19 protein-coding genes, 1 tRNA gene and 1 pseudogene are annotated in these 19,290 nt (G+C 53.8%); 10 read left to right on the forward strand and 11 right to left on the reverse strand.

Annotated features, from left to right (window positions below; all coding sequences use genetic code 11):
- Window positions 1-819: 819 nt before the first annotated feature.
- Together IPI71_06215 and IPI71_06220 are read right to left on the reverse strand one after the other, a co-directional pair.
- Window positions 820-1,308, reverse strand: coding sequence for a hypothetical protein (locus tag IPI71_06215; GenBank protein QQR70286.1), 489 nt, complete (start codon window positions 1,306-1,308; stop codon window positions 820-822).
- Window positions 1,309-1,867: 559 nt separating this feature from the next.
- Window positions 1,868-2,569: an epoxyqueuosine reductase gene (locus tag IPI71_06220; protein ID QQR70287.1), complete on the reverse strand. Its 702-nt coding sequence runs from the start codon at window positions 2,567-2,569 to the stop codon at window positions 1,868-1,870.
- 173 nt (window positions 2,570-2,742) lie between these two features.
- Between IPI71_06220 and IPI71_06225 the strand changes: the two genes are divergently transcribed.
- Entirely contained in the window at window positions 2,743-3,198 is a 456-nt protein-coding gene (locus IPI71_06225) for a GNAT family N-acetyltransferase (protein ID QQR70288.1), read from the forward strand.
- 774 nt (window positions 3,199-3,972) lie between these two features.
- On the opposite strand, the gene nifB is transcribed toward IPI71_06225, so the two are convergent.
- Window positions 3,973-4,866, reverse strand: a complete 894-nt coding sequence (nifB, locus tag IPI71_06230; GenBank protein ID QQR70289.1) for a nitrogenase cofactor biosynthesis protein NifB — start codon at window positions 4,864-4,866, stop codon at window positions 3,973-3,975.
- 178 nt (window positions 4,867-5,044) lie between these two features.
- Here nifB and IPI71_06235 point away from each other — a divergent pair, with 178 nt between their 5' ends.
- Window positions 5,045-5,614: a peptidylprolyl isomerase gene (locus tag IPI71_06235; protein ID QQR70290.1), complete on the forward strand. Its 570-nt coding sequence runs from the start codon at window positions 5,045-5,047 to the stop codon at window positions 5,612-5,614.
- Between the two features lie 816 nt (window positions 5,615-6,430).
- Here the strand turns inward: IPI71_06235 and IPI71_06240 are convergent.
- From IPI71_06240 to IPI71_06270, 7 genes are all read right to left on the reverse strand, one after another.
- A tRNA-Val gene (locus IPI71_06240) sits at window positions 6,431-6,504 on the reverse strand.
- A 70-nt stretch (window positions 6,505-6,574) separates the two neighbouring features.
- Window positions 6,575-7,210 carry a class I SAM-dependent methyltransferase gene (locus tag IPI71_06245; protein QQR70291.1) on the reverse strand — a complete coding sequence of 212 codons (636 nt, stop codon included), beginning with the start codon at window positions 7,208-7,210 and terminating at the stop codon, window positions 6,575-6,577.
- Window positions 7,211-7,232: 22 nt separating this feature from the next.
- Window positions 7,233-8,177: a methenyltetrahydromethanopterin cyclohydrolase gene (gene mch, locus IPI71_06250; protein QQR70292.1), complete on the reverse strand. Its 945-nt coding sequence runs from the start codon at window positions 8,175-8,177 to the stop codon at window positions 7,233-7,235.
- A 75-nt stretch (window positions 8,178-8,252) separates the two neighbouring features.
- Window positions 8,253-9,377, reverse strand: coding sequence for an ORC1-type DNA replication protein (locus tag IPI71_06255; protein QQR70293.1), 1,125 nt, complete (start codon window positions 9,375-9,377; stop codon window positions 8,253-8,255).
- A gap of 13 nt (window positions 9,378-9,390) precedes the next feature.
- Window positions 9,391-9,876 (reverse strand): hypothetical protein, encoded by a 486-nt coding sequence (locus IPI71_06260; protein QQR70294.1) that lies wholly within the window; start codon window positions 9,874-9,876, stop codon window positions 9,391-9,393.
- A 57-nt stretch (window positions 9,877-9,933) separates the two neighbouring features.
- Window positions 9,934-11,097 (reverse strand): cofactor-independent phosphoglycerate mutase, encoded by a 1,164-nt coding sequence (locus tag IPI71_06265; GenBank protein QQR70295.1) that lies wholly within the window; start codon window positions 11,095-11,097, stop codon window positions 9,934-9,936.
- A 23-nt stretch (window positions 11,098-11,120) separates the two neighbouring features.
- Window positions 11,121-12,068, reverse strand: coding sequence for an NAD-dependent epimerase/dehydratase family protein (locus tag IPI71_06270; protein QQR70296.1), 948 nt, complete (start codon window positions 12,066-12,068; stop codon window positions 11,121-11,123).
- Window positions 12,069-12,184: 116 nt separating this feature from the next.
- Here IPI71_06270 and IPI71_06275 point away from each other — a divergent pair.
- The 7 genes and pseudogenes from IPI71_06275 to IPI71_06305 all read left to right on the forward strand — a co-directional run bounded on the left by IPI71_06275 (window position 12,185) and on the right by IPI71_06305 (window position 17,165).
- A pseudogene (locus tag IPI71_06275) lies at window positions 12,185-12,999 on the forward strand (DUF368 domain-containing protein).
- A gap of 57 nt (window positions 13,000-13,056) precedes the next feature.
- Window positions 13,057-13,929, forward strand: a complete 873-nt coding sequence (locus tag IPI71_06280) for a methanogenesis marker 12 protein (GenBank protein ID QQR70297.1) — start codon at window positions 13,057-13,059, stop codon at window positions 13,927-13,929.
- A gap of 55 nt (window positions 13,930-13,984) precedes the next feature.
- Window positions 13,985-14,185 (forward strand): hypothetical protein, encoded by a 201-nt coding sequence (locus IPI71_06285; GenBank protein ID QQR70298.1) that lies wholly within the window; start codon window positions 13,985-13,987, stop codon window positions 14,183-14,185.
- A 108-nt stretch (window positions 14,186-14,293) separates the two neighbouring features.
- Window positions 14,294-14,836: a pyruvate ferredoxin oxidoreductase subunit gamma gene (locus IPI71_06290; protein QQR70299.1), complete on the forward strand. Its 543-nt coding sequence runs from the start codon at window positions 14,294-14,296 to the stop codon at window positions 14,834-14,836.
- 1 nt (window position 14,837) lies between these two features.
- Window positions 14,838-15,098: a 4Fe-4S binding protein gene (locus IPI71_06295; GenBank protein QQR70300.1), complete on the forward strand. Its 261-nt coding sequence runs from the start codon at window positions 14,838-14,840 to the stop codon at window positions 15,096-15,098.
- Window position 15,099: 1 nt separating this feature from the next.
- Window positions 15,100-16,257, forward strand: a complete 1,158-nt coding sequence (porA, locus tag IPI71_06300) for a pyruvate ferredoxin oxidoreductase (protein QQR70301.1) — start codon at window positions 15,100-15,102, stop codon at window positions 16,255-16,257.
- A complete protein-coding gene (locus IPI71_06305; protein ID QQR70302.1) occupies window positions 16,254-17,165 on the forward strand; it encodes a pyruvate ferredoxin oxidoreductase in 912 nt (303 codons plus the stop codon). Before porA ends, IPI71_06305 begins: the two co-directional genes overlap by 4 nt.
- 625 nt (window positions 17,166-17,790) lie before the next feature.
- Here IPI71_06305 and IPI71_06310 read toward each other — a convergent pair.
- Window positions 17,791-18,093: a HEAT repeat domain-containing protein gene (locus tag IPI71_06310; GenBank protein QQR70303.1), complete on the reverse strand. Its 303-nt coding sequence runs from the start codon at window positions 18,091-18,093 to the stop codon at window positions 17,791-17,793.
- 697 nt (window positions 18,094-18,790) lie between these two features.
- Between IPI71_06310 and IPI71_06315 the strand changes: the two genes are divergently transcribed.
- Complete coding sequence (locus tag IPI71_06315) at window positions 18,791-19,246, forward strand: HEAT repeat domain-containing protein (protein QQR70304.1); 456 nt, start codon at window positions 18,791-18,793, stop codon at window positions 19,244-19,246.
- Window positions 19,247-19,290: the final 44 nt, after the last annotated feature.

Here is a 19,290-nt window from a genome sequence, read left to right on the forward strand (position 1 = left end):
ACCCGTTTGAATATCAGGTATATGCTCGTATTATACCAAACAGCGTCGCTTTACTGGAGCAGGCGGGAAGTTTAACACTCGTATAATTCGGGCATCGCCTGGGAGGACAGTTCCTGGGGTAACGAGGGCACTCAAGGCAGATGCGGGTCATCTTCTCCTTGTACTGTTCCACGGCTTTCACCGTGAGCTCGGCAATGTCCAGCATTCCACTGCTATACCATCCCCGGTGGAATATATAAAAGTTCAGGTCGAGGTGCGGGCGGTTTCTTACAACCCTGATCAGGTAACTGGTCCGTCCTTGTGCAGGAGATATCATCAGCACAGGGGGTATTGGTTGATCAGTTGATGGATAGGCAATAGATGGACCATGAACGCTTAGCCTCCAGCCAAAGACGGAGGGGAAAGGGTGAATGGTATATTTAATTGGTATCCTGCTGATAAATCCATTTATCGGTTCGATATTGCTTGGTTTTTCACGATGGTCGATCAGGGTGAGATTATTCGGATGATATAGTTACAGCATGCGGTGAAAGGTTACTCACCCCATATCCTCTCTGTCCTGCTCCTTGTGGGTGCAATCCTCTCCATCTTCGCAATACCACAAATTATTTCTGTCCGTCCCTGGCAACTTCAACGTTCGTGTAAAAAGTTACTCAGGTAAGCGATTCACCTCCCCTTTTCCCCCAATATTCACAGGAACGGGTGCCCCTGCATAAAAATCATTGCACCTTGCTCCGGGAAGCCAGAGGCTCCTGGCTCAATCGACATAAATCGGCATGATGGATTATGTCCATACCCGCCCGGTCGAAGATACAGAGATCATTGCTCCTTTCTCCCGATGATCATCTCGCAGAACGAATCGCCGCGGCACCGGGCGCGGTTGATCGTCACCGTGAACTCTGGGTTCAGGGCCATGATAGCGTGCTGAACATAGGCCTGGCAGACCTTGTTCACCTGCATGGGAGAGATGTCGTGTGCACTGACGTCACGGAACATGGCACATTCGGTCAGGCGGATGACCGCTTCATCAGGGAATCCCTCGATATACTTTGTTTCGAACTCGGGCCCGAATAAGACTACCGAGATAATCCCAAGGGTCTGGACTAGATGTGCGGCATTGTCGCGTGGCATCTTGTATCGGGAGGCGATGGCGCGGATTTCCTGTCCCATTTCGGAAAACATCCGGTCACGGAATGCAGAAACATCATTGCTACCCGAATCCTCACCCAGCGTGACGACAAGGCGGGTAAGGACATGGTTTGCCATCCTCCACCGCGTAGCCTCAGGTATATCTTTCACACGGATCATAATCTCACGTAAAATATCTGCCATCCACGAACGGACTGCTGGCATCCTGAAGTATACCGGTGAATATAAAACATTTCTCAAACCAACCCCCCACGTGAGAATGATATCTGCAACGCAACCCGGGCGATGCCGGATACAGGACTCGATTTTACCGTATCATGGCTGTTCTTTTTTTTGGTATTGATCGCAGGAATTCGAAATCGTTATCTTCCGCACTCACTTCAAAAAGCTTCGGGTCCATGGGTTTCACAAACGGCATCAATATTTTTTTTCTTGATCCTGCAACACGGGCCCATGGGTTTGTTCAGGAGTATGGTTACGCCACGGAACTCAAAGCTTGTAAGAAGTTTACAACATTTCGCGCAGTTTGCTCGCACGAATTCATTGATCGCCTGTCAGGTCGTGTCCTTGAGAAGAATAGTGGAACTGAGGCGGTTGATGCAACGGGGAACGGGGGGTATCCGGAATGTGTTGAACGGTGGAGCATAAATGAGATACGTCCGGGGGTTTGCCTGTAAAAGGAGTATGCCAGGGAACCGGGGGCCGCGGTTCCTGCTGGTTACCCTCTCCGCCCGGCCGGGCATGCCCTGACACAGAGCCCGCACCGGAGGCCCCCGAGGGTCTGGAACATATAGTCAGCACATCGATGGCGGTCGATCATTCCATCTGCTGTGAAGGCAGTTACCGGGCACGCTTCAACACACTTCATGCAATCCCTGCATCCTTCGTACAGCAGCGGGCGGAACGAGTTACCACTTTTATCGAGGGGAGCATCGGTGATGATGGCCGTCATCCTCACCCGTGGACCATATGCATCGGTTATCAGCAGGTGGTTGATCCCATATGACCCAAGGCCGGCACAGAACGCGGCATACTTGATCGAGATATCTGCCATTAGGGTCTCCCGGTCGGCATACCAGTACCCGAACTCGCTGCCTTCGGTTGGAACGATGGTGGCTGAATACCCTTTCTTTTCGATCTCCCGCGCCAGGTGAAAGGCGATCACGCGGAGCGTTGCAGTCCCGGCCATCAGGGTATTCGTATACTCTGCCCTCCCCCTAGGGAGATGATCGATGCTCCCGGAAGGGACGGCAACCCCGATGACAATCACAGAACGAGCAGACTCCATGACATCCTGAGGTTTGTTCCCGGTATAGTGCGGGTTGAGAAAGCAGTCTGAAGCGGCAACACCAAAGAGATCGGCGCCCTTTTCGAGCGCCGTTTCCTGGAGGTGACGAGTTAACGTGTCGGGACTAGTCATGGAATATTGTATTCTTCGGACAAGGGGTTGAACCTTTGCATCCATCCAGGGACAATCAAAATTTAGGGGGATAAGAGTCGTTATCGCCAGGATCCGGGACAGGATGCAGCTGTACTTCCCGACACAGGTTCTCATGTACCGGGTTTTATTGCCCCCAACAACCCAGGACAATTATGGATCTGATCTCCCGTGAATTGGCTCCTGGCGAATTCCCGCTTGCCGAAAAGGTCTGGGAACAGTACAGAGGTCAGAAGGCAAACCCTGCCACCGAACGGATCTTTGGTGCCTTTATCAATGGCAACCTGGGTGCTACGGCCCGGTTCACACGTCACCCGGATGGAAATGAGATGGACTGCGTCTTTACCCTGGACGATTACAGGGGGAACGGCCTGGCCCGGATTGTCGTTCAGGAACTGCTGAATGCATGCGGTCACGAGAAGATCTACATTCACTCCACCCTGGTTCTCATTTCGTTCTACAAGAAACTTGGGTGGGTACCTATTCCTGAGAAGGAATTGCCGCGATCAATCCGTGACCGCTTCATCTTCTGCTTCGGTGAAATGGAAGGATGCAATGTCTGCCCGATGGTGAGGGAGGCCGATGGAGGAAGTGAGCCGGTTGTGGAGTAAATACCCGGGTGACACCCCTCACCCAAACTATTTAATGTACGGGGTGTTTGCGGTCGGCCACTCAGCGTGGACGGAGCAGGTGATGAAGAGAAGGGAATGATTCGAGGCCGGAGTTAACCGAGCCTATGCCGGGTAGGTGCTGATCGTTTTCCTCACCAAAGTCCTGTCCAGTCTGACATCACTTTTCTGTAAAAGATCCTGTCGTGAAAAATCTGAAAGCCCTCAAGAATTATCTCCACGAATTCGACACTTACGATCATATACCCCTCTTCTGGGTATCCTGTCAAGATCATTTCCAGCTTCTCCCCGGAAATACACCCAATTCTTGGAGATTTTATCAGGAGATATGGTCACCCGGAGGCGTCAAATCACTGGTAAATTGCTTCTGGCGAATTGGGTTAAGTCATCTAATTTGATGGAAATACGAAAAAGGTGGCGAAGTCAGGTGGAAGAATAAGCGAAAGGTTGTCCGGAACGCGGGAATGAAACGAGGCCGAGGAACCTCAAAGCAACCTGTTTTCGGGATCCCCTGCAGGAACGATTAGGTTTGGGCAGAAATCGTCGAAATGTTGATGGGACGGTTCATTCTCGCCATGAATGATCTCTCACTCTCCGCCGATGATCTGCTCATGTAATATAAAAGCCAGGCTGAAGAACTGTAGAGCCCGCCCAGACGTAACTCCGCTGGTGGCAATTCCTGCAACAGTAAGGACCCTTGAGATCCTGCGACAATCTTGGAAAAACGGTGATGGAGTGTAGCAAAATATCCAAAAATTATTCCTGGTAGAGGCAGGACTGGACATCGTGGCCGAGGCGACCGATCGCATCGGAACGGCATCGCTGGCAGTGCCGCATCTGCCTGACGTACTTCTCACACTCGTCCTGCATCTTCCGCTTCATCTCTGGTGTCGGCGGTGTGATGTCGGCAAACCTGTATTGTGCGATGAGCGGGATCAGGTTGAAATTGTAAACTCCCATCTCGCCGACCTTCTTAGCGATTGCAGGGATGTGGTCTTCATTGATGCCGGGGATGTACACGGTGTTGATCTTGACGATCATGTGCCGTTCAACCGCCATCTCAATTCCCCTGAGCTGGTTTTCGAGGAGGATCCTGGCCCCTTCCTCTCCGGTGTATTTTTTTCCCTTATAGATGATATACTCGTAAATTTTTGCCCCGATCTCAGGATCGATGGCATTCAGAGTCACCGTGACGTTTCCAACATCATATTTCTGCAACAGGTCTATTTTTTCCGGGAGGAGGAGACCATTGGTGCTTAAACATTTGATGACGTTTGGAAATTCCTCCTTGAGCCGTCGCAGCGTCTCAAAGGTTGCTTCATTGGCAAGCGGCTCTCCTGGTCCGGCAATCCCGATGACCTTGATGTAAGGATACTTCTTTATGGCATTCCGGATCAATTCCACGGCTTCATCGGGGGAGAGGACCTTTGAGGCAACCCCCGGTCTGCTCTCGTTCACGCAATCGAAATCCCTGATGCAGTAGTTGCACTGGATATTGCATGCGGGGGCAACCGGAACATGCGCCCGCCCGAAGGCATGGCAGGCCCGCTCGGAAAAACAGGGATGTTCCCGGATTCTTCTCAGTTGTTCAGGGTCCCACCTGACCTTTTTTCCCTTGACCTCAGCTTCTCGGTATCCTTCTTCTGCCATGGTGAACATCACATCCGCGTATTATGAAAATTTCGGGCTTCCACTATAAAAATTAATTCAATCAGGATAATTTTACCCGGAATCAGGGTAAATTACACTGGATGTTTCAGAAAAAAAGGCAAGCGGTTCTTGTGGAACGAGAGCAAGCCATATCTCCCATTTCAACGAATTTATTTTTATGACCTGGAAGAAGACGGTTCTGCAGGGGTTTTTCTGCATTATAACGTTATGCATCGCATTCGTCCTGCTCTCCGGCTGCACATCCACACCGCAGCCACTTGCAGGGACGGGGGATACGGTGAAGGTTTTTTATTCTTTGTCACTCCCTGATGGGACGCTGTTTGATACGAATGAAAATAAGACACCCCTTGAATTCACTATCGGTAAGGGAATGGTGATTCCCGGTTTTGAAGAGGCGGTTATCGGGCTTACACCGGGCCAGACAATAACGGTGACCATTCCCCCTGAGAAAGGCTATGGGCCCTATCATCCGGATCTGGTGAATACGCTGAAAACAGATGCGATCAGGCAGACCCTAGATCAGCTCGAGGCAGACCGAAACCTGGTGCCCATGACGTACCCTGGTATTGGTGAGGAGTATATCTGGAGGAAACCAGACGGTACAATTGGTTATCTGAAATTCTCGAATATCACCGAGGTGACAACTACCGTTGATGAGAACCACCCTCTTGCCGGGAAAGATCTGGTCTTTCAGATAACCCTTGTCGAAATCGTCGGGAAGCCATGATACTGGAAGAGCGCATCCTCACCAGATGCCTTCATTGTCCCTAGAACCGCTGAATCATTGAGATGTCCCGGGCCGCGGTCCACAGGCCAGATCGAAATCCATGGAATCGGCGCCAAACAATTTTTTCCGGCACAAAAAGGCTTGGTTGAAAATTGAATCCATAGCTCAGGTATTTTCAGGTTTCAACACATTTTAGAAGAAAAAGAGATTTCGGGCAGACAGTGCTGCCCGATACGATCCGATACCTTTTTTATCAGGATGTAGTATTTTCAAAATGGTGTACCGAACAACCGCCCCGTCATTGCTTTGCCTGGAGTACTGCCAATATTGATGCCACCTTGATTGTTTAGTGCTTTTCAGGCAGGCTTCGCCCGCGGAATCGGTGCACCAAAAAATGGATTTTATTTTCAGGTATATAAATTAAGTGGTCGAATTCGTATTCTTTTAGGATATTTTTGGATGCGTCAGCCATTCCGGACTCCTTTGAGTGATCTGGCGTCACAAAAAACATTAAAATTTCTAATGACGATTCGGGGCTAATTTCCTAAAAAAACCGATTATCTCTAGGATTTGAAAAACCTTTGTTTTCTCCTCCTTCTGCAGTCCCAACCCCTCCCATGTCCAGATTTTTGGATGAACGCATAAAACGACATAAAATTTTTCATAAAACTGGGGGGGGTGCCGCACCAGGCACTTAAGTGATTGCTCTGATGGCGCTCGCGGTCTTTCCCCCATTCCATGAAGCGTTGCTGGAAGAACAGGTGCCCCATGCAATCGAGGACCTGGATCCCGGGAACACCATTAAGCGATGGACCATGGGCTCGAGGAGATTCGAACTCCTGACCTCCGCCGTGTAAGGGCGACGTCATAACCAACTAGACCACGAGCCCGGAAAGACTATACGAATTCGATGGGCGAGATATTAAGATTGTTGACTTTGCACAGTCGGCCGGGAACGGATCACTCCCGTATAAACTCTCCTGCAATCTCAACCCGTGGCATAATCTTATCCTGTATCTTCAGGGACCACCGCTCTTCGGAGACAGAGATCGGGCTAAGGGATGAGAAGAGATGGATCACCTCGTCTCTGGTAAAGTAGTGTGTCAGGATACCATCTCCTTTGACCCGGGTTGAATGTCCAATCGCGATCCCTGTGCCTGCCCGGAAGTCGTCAACAGAAAACCCTCTGAAAAAGAGCCTGCCGCCCCGTTGCAGGACCCGGAACGATTCGGCGGCAATCATCGCCCGGACAGGTTCCGGTACATGGCCAGCGATGTGGTTGAGGAACACGGCATCGAAGATCCTGTCCCTGAAGGGCAGTGCCGCAGCATCGGCCAGGATATAGTCAAGGGCACCCAGGTGAGGATTGTTCCTGGAAAGGTCGAGGGCGGAGCGGGAAAAGTCGAGGGCAATGATCTTCCAGCCCAGCGGGACCATCGCAGCAAGCGTCTTGCCATCTCCGCACCCGGCCTCAAGAACCCGTGACCCGGGAAGGAGGGAGGGCAGTTCCCGGGGCGCTCCGCCGTAGAGCCTCCCTTTCGCAAGGTATTCCCGTTCCCATGCGGCCCGGGCTGTTTCGGAACTATGCCCGTTCATCAGGTAAAGGAAGGAGGGGTCATCAGATGAGCCCGAATGACCTGAGAGTGACCTCCGGGTTGATCTTCCCGGTGTGATATACTGCCCCTTCGGAGACCTCGTTGATGATAACTTCGGCCGGAGAGAAAAGCGAAGTATCGATCTTGTAGAAGTCATACCCTGCTGCTTTGAAGATCTCGTTGAAAGGCTTCCCATATCCCTTTGACTTGCAGCTCGGGATCTTCTCCAGGTAATCCTTGATATCGGGAGCTTTCATGGTCAGCATGATTCGTCCATGATAGATGGTTGCATCGTTCGTGACGCCCATTGCATTCTTTGGTCCCCTGACCGGTGGGATGGGGGCGGTCCCGAAACCCGAGATGACCTTGCGCGTATCAAAATGGAGTTCATTCAGCTTGTAAATAGCGGTTTCGACGCACCGTCCCGCGACCTGGATGGAACCGACGATTGAGGATGTGGGGGCCACAACGGCACAGACATTGGCGACATCGACCCCGCAATCCTCGGCAATCTTTTCCATGACCTGCCCGTTCGGGAGGTGGTCGCTTTCAAGGGCGATGATGGCCGAGTCAAAGTCATCTACGTAATCGATGACTTCGTAGGTGTGCTTCGGTTTTAACGAGAGTGCCCGGGCCGGGCCGCTCCCCATCGCGAAATACGTATTCAGCTTGATCGTCCATCCGGCTTTCTGGGCGCCGAGACAGGAGACCGATGGGAAATCGGTGAATACATCAATGAATGGAACGGGGAACTCCCCGACCTGTCCCATCCGGAAATTCACTTCACCAAGACCACCCATGCAGATCTCGGTAAATGCCCTCCCCGCTGCATACCCGCCCCGGGTGCTGACACCGCAGTCTACGATCCGGGCCCCATTGTCGAGTTCGTGATAGGCTGCGTTAAATTCCTCGGCATATTCAGCGAGGTTTTCAAAAATTTCAAGCGCTAATTCATTTACACTGAGCACGTGGAATACCCCCTTAAACATAAAAATGGCAGATGAAGAGATAAGATTTGTCAAATGATTCGTTTTTAAATACCCTTAACCTAGATTCTCAAGAATTTTTGCAGGGTCGTACCGAAGGCTTATCACACGCGTCCGCCCTCGCCCGTCACGGTAATGCAGGTTTATCAGGCGCATGGCATCAAGCTTCTTGACGATCTCGTAGAACCTGGTGTACCCGATTTGCATAGTCTCTTTCACCGCTTTGTAGACTTCACCGGCATTCATCTCGGCATCCTGCATGCTTTGCCCTGCAATGGAGCGGAGCAGGCTTTTCTCCTCTTCGTTAAGCGATTTGACCGATGAGGCGAGGTGCAGGTATCGCGAAACATTATAAGCCTTGCAGATATCATCGCGATCGATGGTCCGGCTTGCCTTTCGTTCAGCGTTCAGTGCCGCCCGCTTGACCAGATCGATTCCCACACGCAGGTCTCCCGATTTCTGCGTCTGCTCAACGATCAGATCAAACATCTCCTCTGATAGGCATCCGGGATACAGCCCCTGCATCACCCGCTCCTGCATGATCGTGCGGACCTCTCCGTCGCTGTATGGGGGAAAGTAAATCTCGGAAGGGCGGAAGACCGAGGATACCCGGGCGTCAACAGCCCGCGAGAGATCGACATCCATATCGCTGATTATCACAATGACCCCGATCCGGGTCCCAGGATACGCTTCGTGGGACCTGAGCAGGGAATAGAGAACCCTGTTTATCTCGTTCTCGTAGAGGAGGTAATTGGCATCATCAAGGCAGACGACCAGCACGGCCTCTTCCTTCTGGAGGAGGCGGGCGATGGCATCGAATACCTGCTTGAACGAGGTTCCCGATGCCGGGGGAAGATGGCCGGACAGCTTGCGGTATATCTGGGAAAATATGGCAAACTTGGTATTGTCGATCTGGCAGTTGATGTATACCGGGATCAGTTTTCTGGTAGACTCCTCGATCTCCCCAAAGAGTTTCCTGACGCTGGTGGTTTTTCCCGTACCGGGGAGCCCGCGGCAGATGCTGTTGAGAGGCCGACCTCCCCGGAGGCCGGGCTGTATCTGGAACGCGAGTTCCCTCATCTGCGTCTCGCGGTGATTGAACTGCTCGGGGACATAATCGATCTCAAAGACCTCGGGATCGCGGAACAGGGTCTCATCCCACATCAGGATAGTCTTCTTCATTATGTGCACCACTTTATTTACAATCCCGAAGACACGCCCGGCAGAGGGTACGGCTCGTGAACAGCCGGCTCATCTTCTGTTCGGCCGGAGTCATTGTGCTGCCGCAGATCTCACAGGCGGGCATTTCTCCGGAGTTCTGTGCAGGAGCCGGTGCCGTACTGGTTGAATTCCGGGCAGCAGTTGCAGCTTCCGGAGGCTCTCCATCCACCGGAAGACCATGTCCCCCTCCTTTCGGGCGGCCACCATGTTCGCCCCCCTCCGGGGTCGGGGCAACAGGAGATGGATGCCGGGCTGGAAAAACCCGTGTACGATAGGAGTCCACCTTCCCGGCGGTCACCGGGTCTCCCCGCCCGAATCTCCCGAGAACCTCATCGAGGAATGCGGCCAGTTCCCCGGCATCCTCAGCAGAGCCCACCTCGCCGGTCACTTCGAGCCGGAGGTTCTCATAGTGTTCGAGGTTGACCGTGACCCCTATGGTGAGGTTCTTCCGGGTGCCCATGAGATCATAGTTTGACAGCCGCTCTGATATGGTTTATGATAGAGAAAAATCCCTGTTTCAGGAAGGTGAGAAGAGGAGGGGGAGGAGTTCGGTTGCCGTGATAGTGCCATATCCCCCCCTCGCCGCTTCCCGCTCGGAGAAGGTACGGGTGGTGTCCCGCCCCTTTCCAAGTATGGCAAAAGGAACCGGATCGGTAGTATGTGTCTTCAGCCGCACCGGGGTCGGATGATCGGGGAGGATAGCGATGATCCCGGCAAAGCCCTGCATGATTGTCCCGATCATCGCGTCGACCCGCTCGATGGCAAGCACCTTCTCGCGGACATCCCCGAGGTGACCAGCTTCGTCGGGAGCTTCGATGTGCACGTAGAGGAAGTCCAGGTGCTCGAGTGCCGATAGGGCATACCTTGCCTTGGCCTGGTAATCGGTATCGAGATATCCTGTCGCTCCGGGAACTTCGATCACTTCCATTTTTGCACACCGGGCAATACCCTGGAGCAGGTCGACGGCAGAAATGATGCCGCCCCGTTTCCCGAACCTCTCCCGAAAGGACGGAAGTGACGGGCTCTTTCCCCCGCTCCACGGCCATACCTGCGTGGCGGGAAGTTTGCCGGCTGCGAGCCGGGCCCGGTTCACCGGGTGGTCCCGGAAGATCTCCCTGCTCTTCTCCATGCAGGATATCAGGGCGGGACCGTCCCCACCTCTCGGGAGGAACGGGACGATCTCCCTGCCCACGATGTCATGAGGCGGCACGGTGAGCGAACCCGATCCACCGTGGAGGACGAGCAGGTTCCGGTAGCTGATACCCGGATAGAACGTTGCGGAGGGAACGGTGTTTTCAAGCGAGGAAAGGAGTTCTTTTCCCTCGGCGCTGGAGATGTGGCCGGCCGAGAAATCGGCCATGATGCCATCGCGGACCATGACCAGGTTGCACCGGTAAGCGATATCCGATGAGCCGAGCTCGATCTGCATGCTCGCCGCTTCGAGCGGGCCTCTTCCGGTGTAGAAGGTGCGCGGATCGTAGCCGAGCAGCCCGAGATTGGCGATATCGCTTCCGGGTTCGAATCCGTCCGGTATGGTCTGCACCAGACCCATGCAGCCGTCGTGGGCGATACGGTCCATGTTCGGCGTATGGGCAAACTCGAGCGGGGTCTTGCCGCCAAGTTCGTCGAGGGGTTCATCCGCCATACCGTCGCCGAGAATGACCAAGTATTTCTTCTGCATTGCAATCTGTCGTCCCAGAGGGTTCAGGGATGGACGCCGGTTTCCCGGATCAGGGCCCGTGCGGCCGCACGAACTGCCTCCTCTGACGTCTCAATAGGTCTCCAGCCAAGCGACTTGAGCTTCTCAACCGACAGGAGCATACGGGGCACGTCCCCCACCCAGCCACGGTCGCCTCCCGTGTAACGGAAGACCACGTCCCGGAGTCCCATCTCCCCGGCCACGATGGATGCAATCGAGGTCACATCGATCCAGTCCTCCGACCCGATATTGAAACAGGCAAAAGGCTCATTGGTGTGCTCTACGGCAAACAGCACGGCGTCAACGCAGGTTGTAACCGAACAGTAGGACTTTGCCTGTGTCCCATCACCGAGGATCTCCAGCGTGCAGGGGTCCTGGAGGAGCTTATGGATGAAATCCCAGATGACGCCATGGTTGCTCCGCTCGCCGATGATGTTTGCAAACCGGAATACCCAGGAACGCCAATCGTAGCTATGGGCATAACTGGAGATCATCGCTTCGCAGGCAAGTTTCGTGCCGCCGTAAATCGAGATGGGTTCCATGCGTGGATACTCCTCCGGGGTCGGGATGATATCGGCCTCTCCATACACCGTTGAAGTTGAGGTAAATGCAACCTCGTTGCACCCGGACTCCCGCATGGCTTCGAGCACCCTGATGGTAGCCGTGACATTCTGGGCATAGATCCGTCCTGGGTTTTCGGAGCTCGCCCGCACATCGGGATCCGCTGCGATATGGTAGACCCGATCGGCACCCCTGAATGCCTCCTGCCATCCATCCTTGAGGAGATCCTGCTGGCAGAACCTGGTCGCACCGGATTCGATATGCCCTGCGATGTGGCGGAGCGCACCGGTGGAAAGATTGTCGATGATGGTGACCTCATCACCCCGACGGATGAGGGCATCAACGAGATGAGACCCGATAAAGCCTGCACCACCGGTAACGATTGCCTTCATGCTCTTCTCCTTTTACTGTGTGCTTAATCATTAAAATCTCTCTTTGTCATACTCATTATGTAGTTTCGAGAATCGATGCCCCGCAAGGAAGTCTGATCTTTCTCAAAGACCTGCTCATGGGCATGTGCGATATCATCCCCGGGGTATCGGGCGGCACCATCGCCCTGATAACGGGGATTTATGAACGCTTGGTCTTGGCCATCGGCAGCATCAGCGCCGATCCGCTCACCGCGCTGCTCCGTGGCAGGAAGGCCGAGGCAACCGAGGCGTTCGGCAGGATTGACCGGGTATTTCTTAGGGTGCTCGTGGCAGGAGCAGGCTTGGGACTGCTGGCCATGTCCGGGGTCATCCTCTCGCTCATGCTGACCTTTCCTGCCGAGAACTTTGCCTTCTTTTTCGGCCTGATCATCGCTTCGTCCCTGATCATCTCCTACCGGATCGAGAAGGCAGATGCGGTTATCGCGGTTGCCTGGGTTGGGCTCGGGTGGCCGAGGGCTACGGTATCGGCGGAATTGACCAGGCTGCGCTCGGCCACTCCCTTCCGGTGCTCTTCATCACCGGGTTCATCGCCCTGTGTGCCATGATCCTGCCGGGAATTTCCGGGGCATACATAACCCACCTCATGAACCAGTATACATACCTCCTGGCGGCGATTGCCACCCTCGATCTCGCACCCCTCATCGTATATATTGCAGGGGGTGCCGCCGGGCTCCTCACCATGAGCCGGATCCTGAAAGCACTGCTCCGCACATACCATACTCAGGCGCTTGCCTTCCTGACGGGGCTTATGCTCGGATCGATGAGGATGGTAGTTGATCAGATCGTTTCGGCCGGAGGAACCGTTTCTACCCTCTGGATACCGGGTGCGGCTGGGGTGCTAATCATAGTCTTTTTAGAGCTCACCCTGCGAAGGTTCCCTGTTGTCACGTAAAAGCGGGTGATCTGATCACAACGGTAAAAAGAGAGGCATACCAAGGGGAAAGTACAGATGTTCATAGGCATTGATCACGGGACATCCGCAATCCGGTTTTCCTCGGGGGAGTCTTGCTTCAAGATAACCAGGGAGGAGGCCAGGGAGTTCCGGTGGCAGTCCCTTGCCCGGTTGTGCCCTCTCAACCGAATCGAAGGCATAGCGCTGACCTATTCCATGGGAGATGCGTTCGCGACGATCACCCGGGTGCAGGAACTCGATGAGCGTGGAGTCATCAGCCGCGAGGGGGCCGGCAAGCATATCGGGGGCGGGACCTGCGTTTTCGACCAGGTCCGGCAGAGCGGGCTTCCTGCCGTGGCAGTCCCCGGCCTCCACCGGGGCTCCCCTACCGATGTCCGGTTCAAGGCTTATTCGCACCAGGCAAGCCCGGAAAAGATCGGTATTGCCTACCTTGTTTCCAGAGACCTTGGCGAAGATTTCGTGGTGTCTGACGCCTCATCAAATACTGTAACCGTGCTGGTATCAGGAGGGAGGATCATTGGCGCTCTCGATGCCTGTATCTTTGCACCAGGGCTCGAGCACGGTGCGCTTGACGTGGAGGCAATCCGGTCGATAGATGCCGGGAAGATAACCGCCAACGGGGCGTTCCTCAGGGCGGGGGTGAACCACACCCTCCCGCCGGGTGAACGCTACCGCACGGTAGCCCTGTTTACCGCCATGGAATGCGCGGCACTCCTCCTGCTTGCCCCCTCTGCCGGGGTGGCGATTGCCGGGTCCCTTGCACCCTGCATAGCCGAGGAGGTTGAATCCCTCTTACAAAAACCGGTTGCCGTGTATGACGAGTGGTGCGCCTCCCGCGGACTTTGCGCCATCGCACGGGATGTGTTTGGAGGGAAGAAAGATATTCTCGGGATCGGTGTTAATCTGTAGATTTTTTTATTATCATCGCCCCTGGCATGACCTGTACCGGGAGTCAAATGCCTCCTTGGTCAAAACGATCACCGCATACCATATCCTCTCATTGGAACAACGAATCATCCGGATCAAGGAGAAATATCCTGCCTGGGAAGCCCGGCGGTTCGATCACCGCTACAACAACTGGCGCAAGCAGGAAATCCTGAACTGGACGACCCTGCATCAGTCTACTGCGAGAAAAACAATTTCAATAAAGACTGAAAGACTCTAACAATCAGGCAAAACTCTGCCAACAAAACGGACACCAATCGTGACACCCTACAGTTAACGATTGCCAAGTTCTTTATTATTAATCATGTAAAATTATACTGGGATTTTCTTGAGAGAGCTTCGTATCCATGGTAGGGGCGGTCAGGGTTCGGTCACCGCAGCCGAGCTGATCGCGGTCGCCGCCTTCGAGGGCGGGATGTTTGCCCAGGCTTTTCCGGCGTTCGGTGTCGAACGCAGGGGTGCACCGGTGCAGGCTTTTGTTCGGTTCGACAACAAGAAGATAAGGCTCCGGAGCCAGATCTATGAACCCGACTATGTCATCGTCCAGGACAGCTCCCTCATCCGGGACGTAAATGTTTTCCAGGGGTTGAAGGAGGGGGGTGTTGCGATCATCAATACCGAGAAGGCTCTCACCTACCCGTTTCCAAAGGGGGTGAGGGTCATCACGATTGATGCGACCTCGATCGCACTCCGGACGCTTGGGGTCCCCATCACCAACACCACGCTCATGGGGGCGTTTGCAGCCGCAAGCGGGGAGATCGAGCTCGGGGCCCTCGAGGATGCGGTCCGGAGAAGATTCAAAGGCGATCTCGCCGAAAAGAATATTGCTGCAGCAAAAGAGGCATACCGGTTTGTAAAGGGGGCGTCCTGATATGGCTCTCGGACTGGGATGCACGGCCCGGCCCGGGAAGTCCCGGGAGAACAAGACCGGCAGCTGGCGGGTGTTCCGCCCCGAGTTCATCTCCGATAAATGCACGATGTGCGGGATGTGCACGATCATCTGCCCTGAGGGGTGCATCCGGGAGAACGAGGAGGGACTACCGATTCCGGATTACGATTATTGCAAAGGCTGCGGGCTCTGTGCAGAAGAATGCCCTTCAGAGGCTATCGAGATGAAAAAGGAGGAGAAGTAGCATGCTCGAGATCATGGAAGGATCACATGCCGTGGCAAGATCTGTAGGCCTTTGCCGTCCCGAGGTCATCGCCGCCTACCCCATCACCCCCCAGACCCACATCGTCGAGGCTCTTGCCGATATGGTTGCCGACTGCAGTATTGATGCCGAATACATGACCGTTGAGAGCGAGTTTTCAGCGCTCTCGGCATGCCTTGGGGCGAGCGCTGCCGGCTCACGTGTCTATTCCGCCACCACTTCCCAGGGCCTGGCCCTGATGTTTGAAGTATGCTTCAACTGTGCGGGCATGCGATTTCCAGTGGTGATGTCTATTGTGAACCGGGCGATGGGTGCACCGCTCTCAATTTGGAATGACCAGCAGGACTCGATCTCGCTCCGCGATTCCGGGTGGATGCAGCTGTATGCCGAAGACAATCAGGAAGCCGCTGATCTCCATTACATAGCCTACCGTGTCGCAGAGGACCATCGCATACTCCTTCCCGCCTTTGTCTGTTTTGACGGTTTCATCCTCTCCCATACCTACGAGCCGGTGGACATGCTCACCAGGGAACAGGCCGACAGCTATCTGCCGCCGTTCAATCCCTACCACCGCCTTGATGCCTCCGATCCGATCAGTTTCGGGCTGTTTGCAGCACCGGACTACTATATGGAGTTCAGGTATGTCATCGATCAGGCTATGCACCAGGCCCGGAGTGTCATTCCCGAGGCGGGAAAGGTATTTTCCGAAATGTTTGGAAGGGACTACACCGGGCTTACAGAGGCGTACCGGCTCGATGATGCAGACTGTGCCATCGTTGCCATGGGCTCGATCTGCGGGACGGTGAAGGATGCAATCGACGAGATGCGGAATGCCGGAAAGAAGGTGGGCCTGCTCAAGATCCGGGCCTTCCGCCCGTTCCCCAAAAAGGAAGTGCAGAAAGCCCTTGCCGGTGTCAGCACGGTCGCGGTCCTCGATAAGAACATATCACTCGGATCCAAAGGCGCGGTAGCTCTCGAGATTCGCGATGCCCTTTACGGGTCGCAGGTGCCGGTTTTCGACTATATCATAGCGCTCGGCGGTCGCGATGTGAGGAAGAAGGATATTGCAGCGGTTGTCTCCAAGGCGGAGGCCGGAGTGGGGGACATCTTCTATGGTCTCCGAGAGGAGGTGCTAAAATGAAGGGCGATGAAGCAGCCTGCGTGCTTTTCGATCCCGGCCACCGTGCCTGCGGTGGCTGTGCGGCTGCCATGGCGGCGCGTTTCATCCTCGAGGCCGCAGGTAAGGATACCATCATCGTCTCTTCGACCGGCTGCATGGAGGTCTTCTCGACCCCCTATCCCGAGACGGCATGGAACGTGCCCTGGATACACTCACTCTTTGAGAACAACTCGGCAGTGGCGTCTGGCATCGTTGCAGCGCTGAAGAAGCAGGGGAGGAAGGAAAAAGTCATCGCTCTGGGGGGTGACGGGGCGACCTTCGATATTGGCATCCTCTGTATATCAGGCGCCTTCGAGAGAGGACACGATTTCACCTACATCTGCTATGACAACGAAGCCTACATGAATACAGGGATCCAGCGTTCGGGGGCGACTCCCTACGATGCCAGCACCACCACAAGCCCGGCCGGGAAGTGTTCGTACGGCAACCCGCGCCCCAAGAAGGATCTCCCGGCAATCATGGCCAACCACGGCGCTCCCTACGTAGCGACGGCCTCCATCGCCTATCCACCGGACCTCAAGAAGAAGATCGAAAAAGCAGTCAACACCCCGGGCCCCTGCTATGTCCAGATCCATGCCCCCTGCTGCACCGGGTGGGGGTTTGAAGCGGAAAAGACCATCGCCATAGGAAAGCTTGCCATTGAGACCGGTCTCTGGGTGAACTTCGAGATGGAAGAGGGGAAGGTTACGAAGGTCAAGAAGGTGGTCCGAAAACCAGTCGAGGCATACTTAACAGAGCAGAAACGGTTCCGCCACCTCTTCAAACCGAAACGGAACGATACCGAGATCGCCAAGATCCAAGCTATCGCCGACCGGAATGCCGAGAAGTTCGGGATCGATATCAAACTGAAAGACGTGAAAAGTCGCTGAAAACCGGTGTCGGGACACTTCAAGGGAGAATGAAGGGTGGAGGAACGGTGCGGACTGGTTCCCGCTTCATTCCTCACCACAAACCAGGGACCGCTGCTGCACGAAAGTGCAGGCCTCTTGCCAATCTCCCTTGAAGACAGCTCATCTGTCATGAAAATCTGGGAAGTCAGGTTCCCGGATTTCCTTTTTTTTTGAAAGATCGGTTCCCTCAACAATCCGGGTAACTTGGTTTTAACCAACAATTCGAGAGCAGCAGAAGCAGAAATTGAGTCAATCCCCCGTGGATTCGGTAAGAGGAGGGATGGTCAATACCAGTTCTAAAAACAACCATTTTTGGTTTCTTCGGTCTGCAATAATTTGGGGATGCATTTTTTCTTCAAATTATGTAATTCTCCTCAAAGTACGATCATTTTTACGCTTTTATCGTTATCCTTTCTGGCAATTCGATTTCAATTCAAGTGCACATTTGGGATCCAATGGTGCAAGATAGCATGGTATTGGTTTGAGGACTGTTTCATTCAAAAAAAGTTCTGCAACGATTCGTTGAACGGTAATCCTGGGAGGGGGGAAAGGATCCTGGACAAGTTAAGTTTTTCATCGCTTCGGTGTGTTTCATGCAGGTTTTTTATGATCTCCGAAGGCGGCTCAAGGCTCCTTCACTTGCTATCTGGATCATTGTATCAGGATCATGAAGTGCCCGTGATATCGGCCCGATGGCGCGTTTATCCCCGATTCTCCCGAGAGACCAGATGGAGAGCATCCTGACATTTTGGTCGTCGTCATACAATCGGGCGATCAGTGGATTCACCGCATCCCCACCACAGCTTCCCAATGCCCGTGCAGCTCTCCACCGTATTTCGATCTCCCGGTGGCGGAGAAGCTTCAGTAATTCATCCATCGACAGGTTTTCAATATCCATGTATGACATGTCATTTACCCCCTCGGACGTGGTGCATGTCAGCACTGTGCATGATAAATTATGAACTATTAAAGGTATTCCTGATGAAACTCCATCACCCGTGGCATCATTGAACGGCGGTGACGGATATATCGTGTATTTTAAGGCAGGAATGCTAAACCAGATTAAAAAGCCGTCTAAGTCGAAAGAAACACCCCGAACCCTGTAACCCCCGGGGATATCCTTTCGTGGATCATAAGAAACAGAGTTATTTCTTTCACAGGATCTTAATTCAAAGTTAGATTGTTGTAATAATGATGGAAAACGACTTCCCATACGGATAAACCTGATATTGATATACGTAAATGTACAACGTTAGAAAGAATTAGGGTGAAGGCGGGATATGAACTACCGTGGGCGTGAAGGAGCGGACAATGAATGAGGGAGATGGAATATTTGACTGTCCGGTCTTTGGGTAAGGAGCGAAGGGCCTATCATCGGCCTTGGATTTCTTCTGACACTCTTTGGACTTATCCCTCTTGATAGGAGCAGGACCCTCCATTCCTGTTACCACGGTACTTATCGGATTCGTGTTTTTCCTCATCTGGACAGGTCTGACAAAATGAAGTGTCTGCCTCTTCAAACCATCCTAATTTATTGTTCCAGGGATTGAAACCCCATGAGCATGAGCAACCTCCCGGATACCGACCCACTCATGAGAGAGGTAATGAAAAGCCTCGCCGTCCGTGTCCAGACTTCCGAGGATTCGCTGACCCGGAGACATGCCGTCTACCTTCTGGCGATGACCCGGAACCCGGCCTGTGCCGAGCTCTTCACACGCGCCCTCCGGGATCCTGAAAAGGCGGTACGCGCCCAGGCGGCCCGGGCACTGGCCGATATCGGGGAACCGGCATCCGGACGATTGATCGAACTGCTTCGCGATCCTGACTGGAAGGTCAGGTACAGGGCTGCTGAAGCGCTGGGAATGATAAAGGAGCGGACGGCAGTAGGCCCGCTCATCGGGTTATTATCGGATGAAAAGGACCATGTCCGGTATATGGCGGTGAAAAGTCTTGGAGCGATCGGCCCAGCGGGTTCGAAACATACCATCGAGGCCATGTTGAACGATGAAAATAACTACGTGAGGGATATGGCAGAAGAGGTTCTCAGGAGAGAGGAGTAAGAACCGCTGGATGCCTTCCGAAGCCAGGCTGAATCATATATCCG

It is taken from the genome of Methanolinea sp., assembly GCA_016699325.1.
Classification (GTDB): Archaea; Halobacteriota; Methanomicrobia; order Methanomicrobiales; family Methanospirillaceae; genus UBA9949.

What these genes read in the sequence shown, in the direction of transcription:
- IPI71_06215 (QQR70286.1), bottom strand. Translation starts at nt 1,308, where the DNA reads ATGATCCGTGTGAAAGATATACCTGAGGCTACGCGGTGGAGGATGGCA.
- IPI71_06220 (QQR70287.1), bottom strand. Translation starts at nt 2,569, where the DNA reads ATGACTAGTCCCGACACGTTAACTCGTCACCTCCAGGAAACGGCGCTC.
- IPI71_06225 (QQR70288.1), top strand. Translation starts at nt 2,743, where the DNA reads ATGGATCTGATCTCCCGTGAATTGGCTCCTGGCGAATTCCCGCTTGCC.
- nifB (QQR70289.1), bottom strand. Translation starts at nt 4,866, where the DNA reads ATGGCAGAAGAAGGATACCGAGAAGCTGAGGTCAAGGGAAAAAAGGTC.
- IPI71_06235 (QQR70290.1), top strand. Translation starts at nt 5,045, where the DNA reads ATGACCTGGAAGAAGACGGTTCTGCAGGGGTTTTTCTGCATTATAACG.
- IPI71_06245 (QQR70291.1), bottom strand. Translation starts at nt 7,210, where the DNA reads ATGAACGGGCATAGTTCCGAAACAGCCCGGGCCGCATGGGAACGGGAA.
- IPI71_06255 (QQR70293.1), bottom strand. Translation starts at nt 9,377, where the DNA reads ATGAAGAAGACTATCCTGATGTGGGATGAGACCCTGTTCCGCGATCCC.
- IPI71_06260 (QQR70294.1), bottom strand. Translation starts at nt 9,876, where the DNA reads ATGGGCACCCGGAAGAACCTCACCATAGGGGTCACGGTCAACCTCGAA.
- IPI71_06265 (QQR70295.1), bottom strand. Translation starts at nt 11,097, where the DNA reads ATGCAGAAGAAATACTTGGTCATTCTCGGCGACGGTATGGCGGATGAA.
- IPI71_06270 (QQR70296.1), bottom strand. Translation starts at nt 12,068, where the DNA reads ATGAAGGCAATCGTTACCGGTGGTGCAGGCTTTATCGGGTCTCATCTC.
- IPI71_06280 (QQR70297.1), top strand. Translation starts at nt 13,057, where the DNA reads ATGTTCATAGGCATTGATCACGGGACATCCGCAATCCGGTTTTCCTCG.
- IPI71_06295 (QQR70300.1), top strand. Translation starts at nt 14,838, where the DNA reads ATGGCTCTCGGACTGGGATGCACGGCCCGGCCCGGGAAGTCCCGGGAG.
- porA (QQR70301.1), top strand. Translation starts at nt 15,100, where the DNA reads ATGCTCGAGATCATGGAAGGATCACATGCCGTGGCAAGATCTGTAGGC.
- IPI71_06305 (QQR70302.1), top strand. Translation starts at nt 16,254, where the DNA reads ATGAAGGGCGATGAAGCAGCCTGCGTGCTTTTCGATCCCGGCCACCGT.
- IPI71_06310 (QQR70303.1), bottom strand. Translation starts at nt 18,093, where the DNA reads ATGTCATACATGGATATTGAAAACCTGTCGATGGATGAATTACTGAAG.
- IPI71_06315 (QQR70304.1), top strand. Translation starts at nt 18,791, where the DNA reads ATGAAAAGCCTCGCCGTCCGTGTCCAGACTTCCGAGGATTCGCTGACC.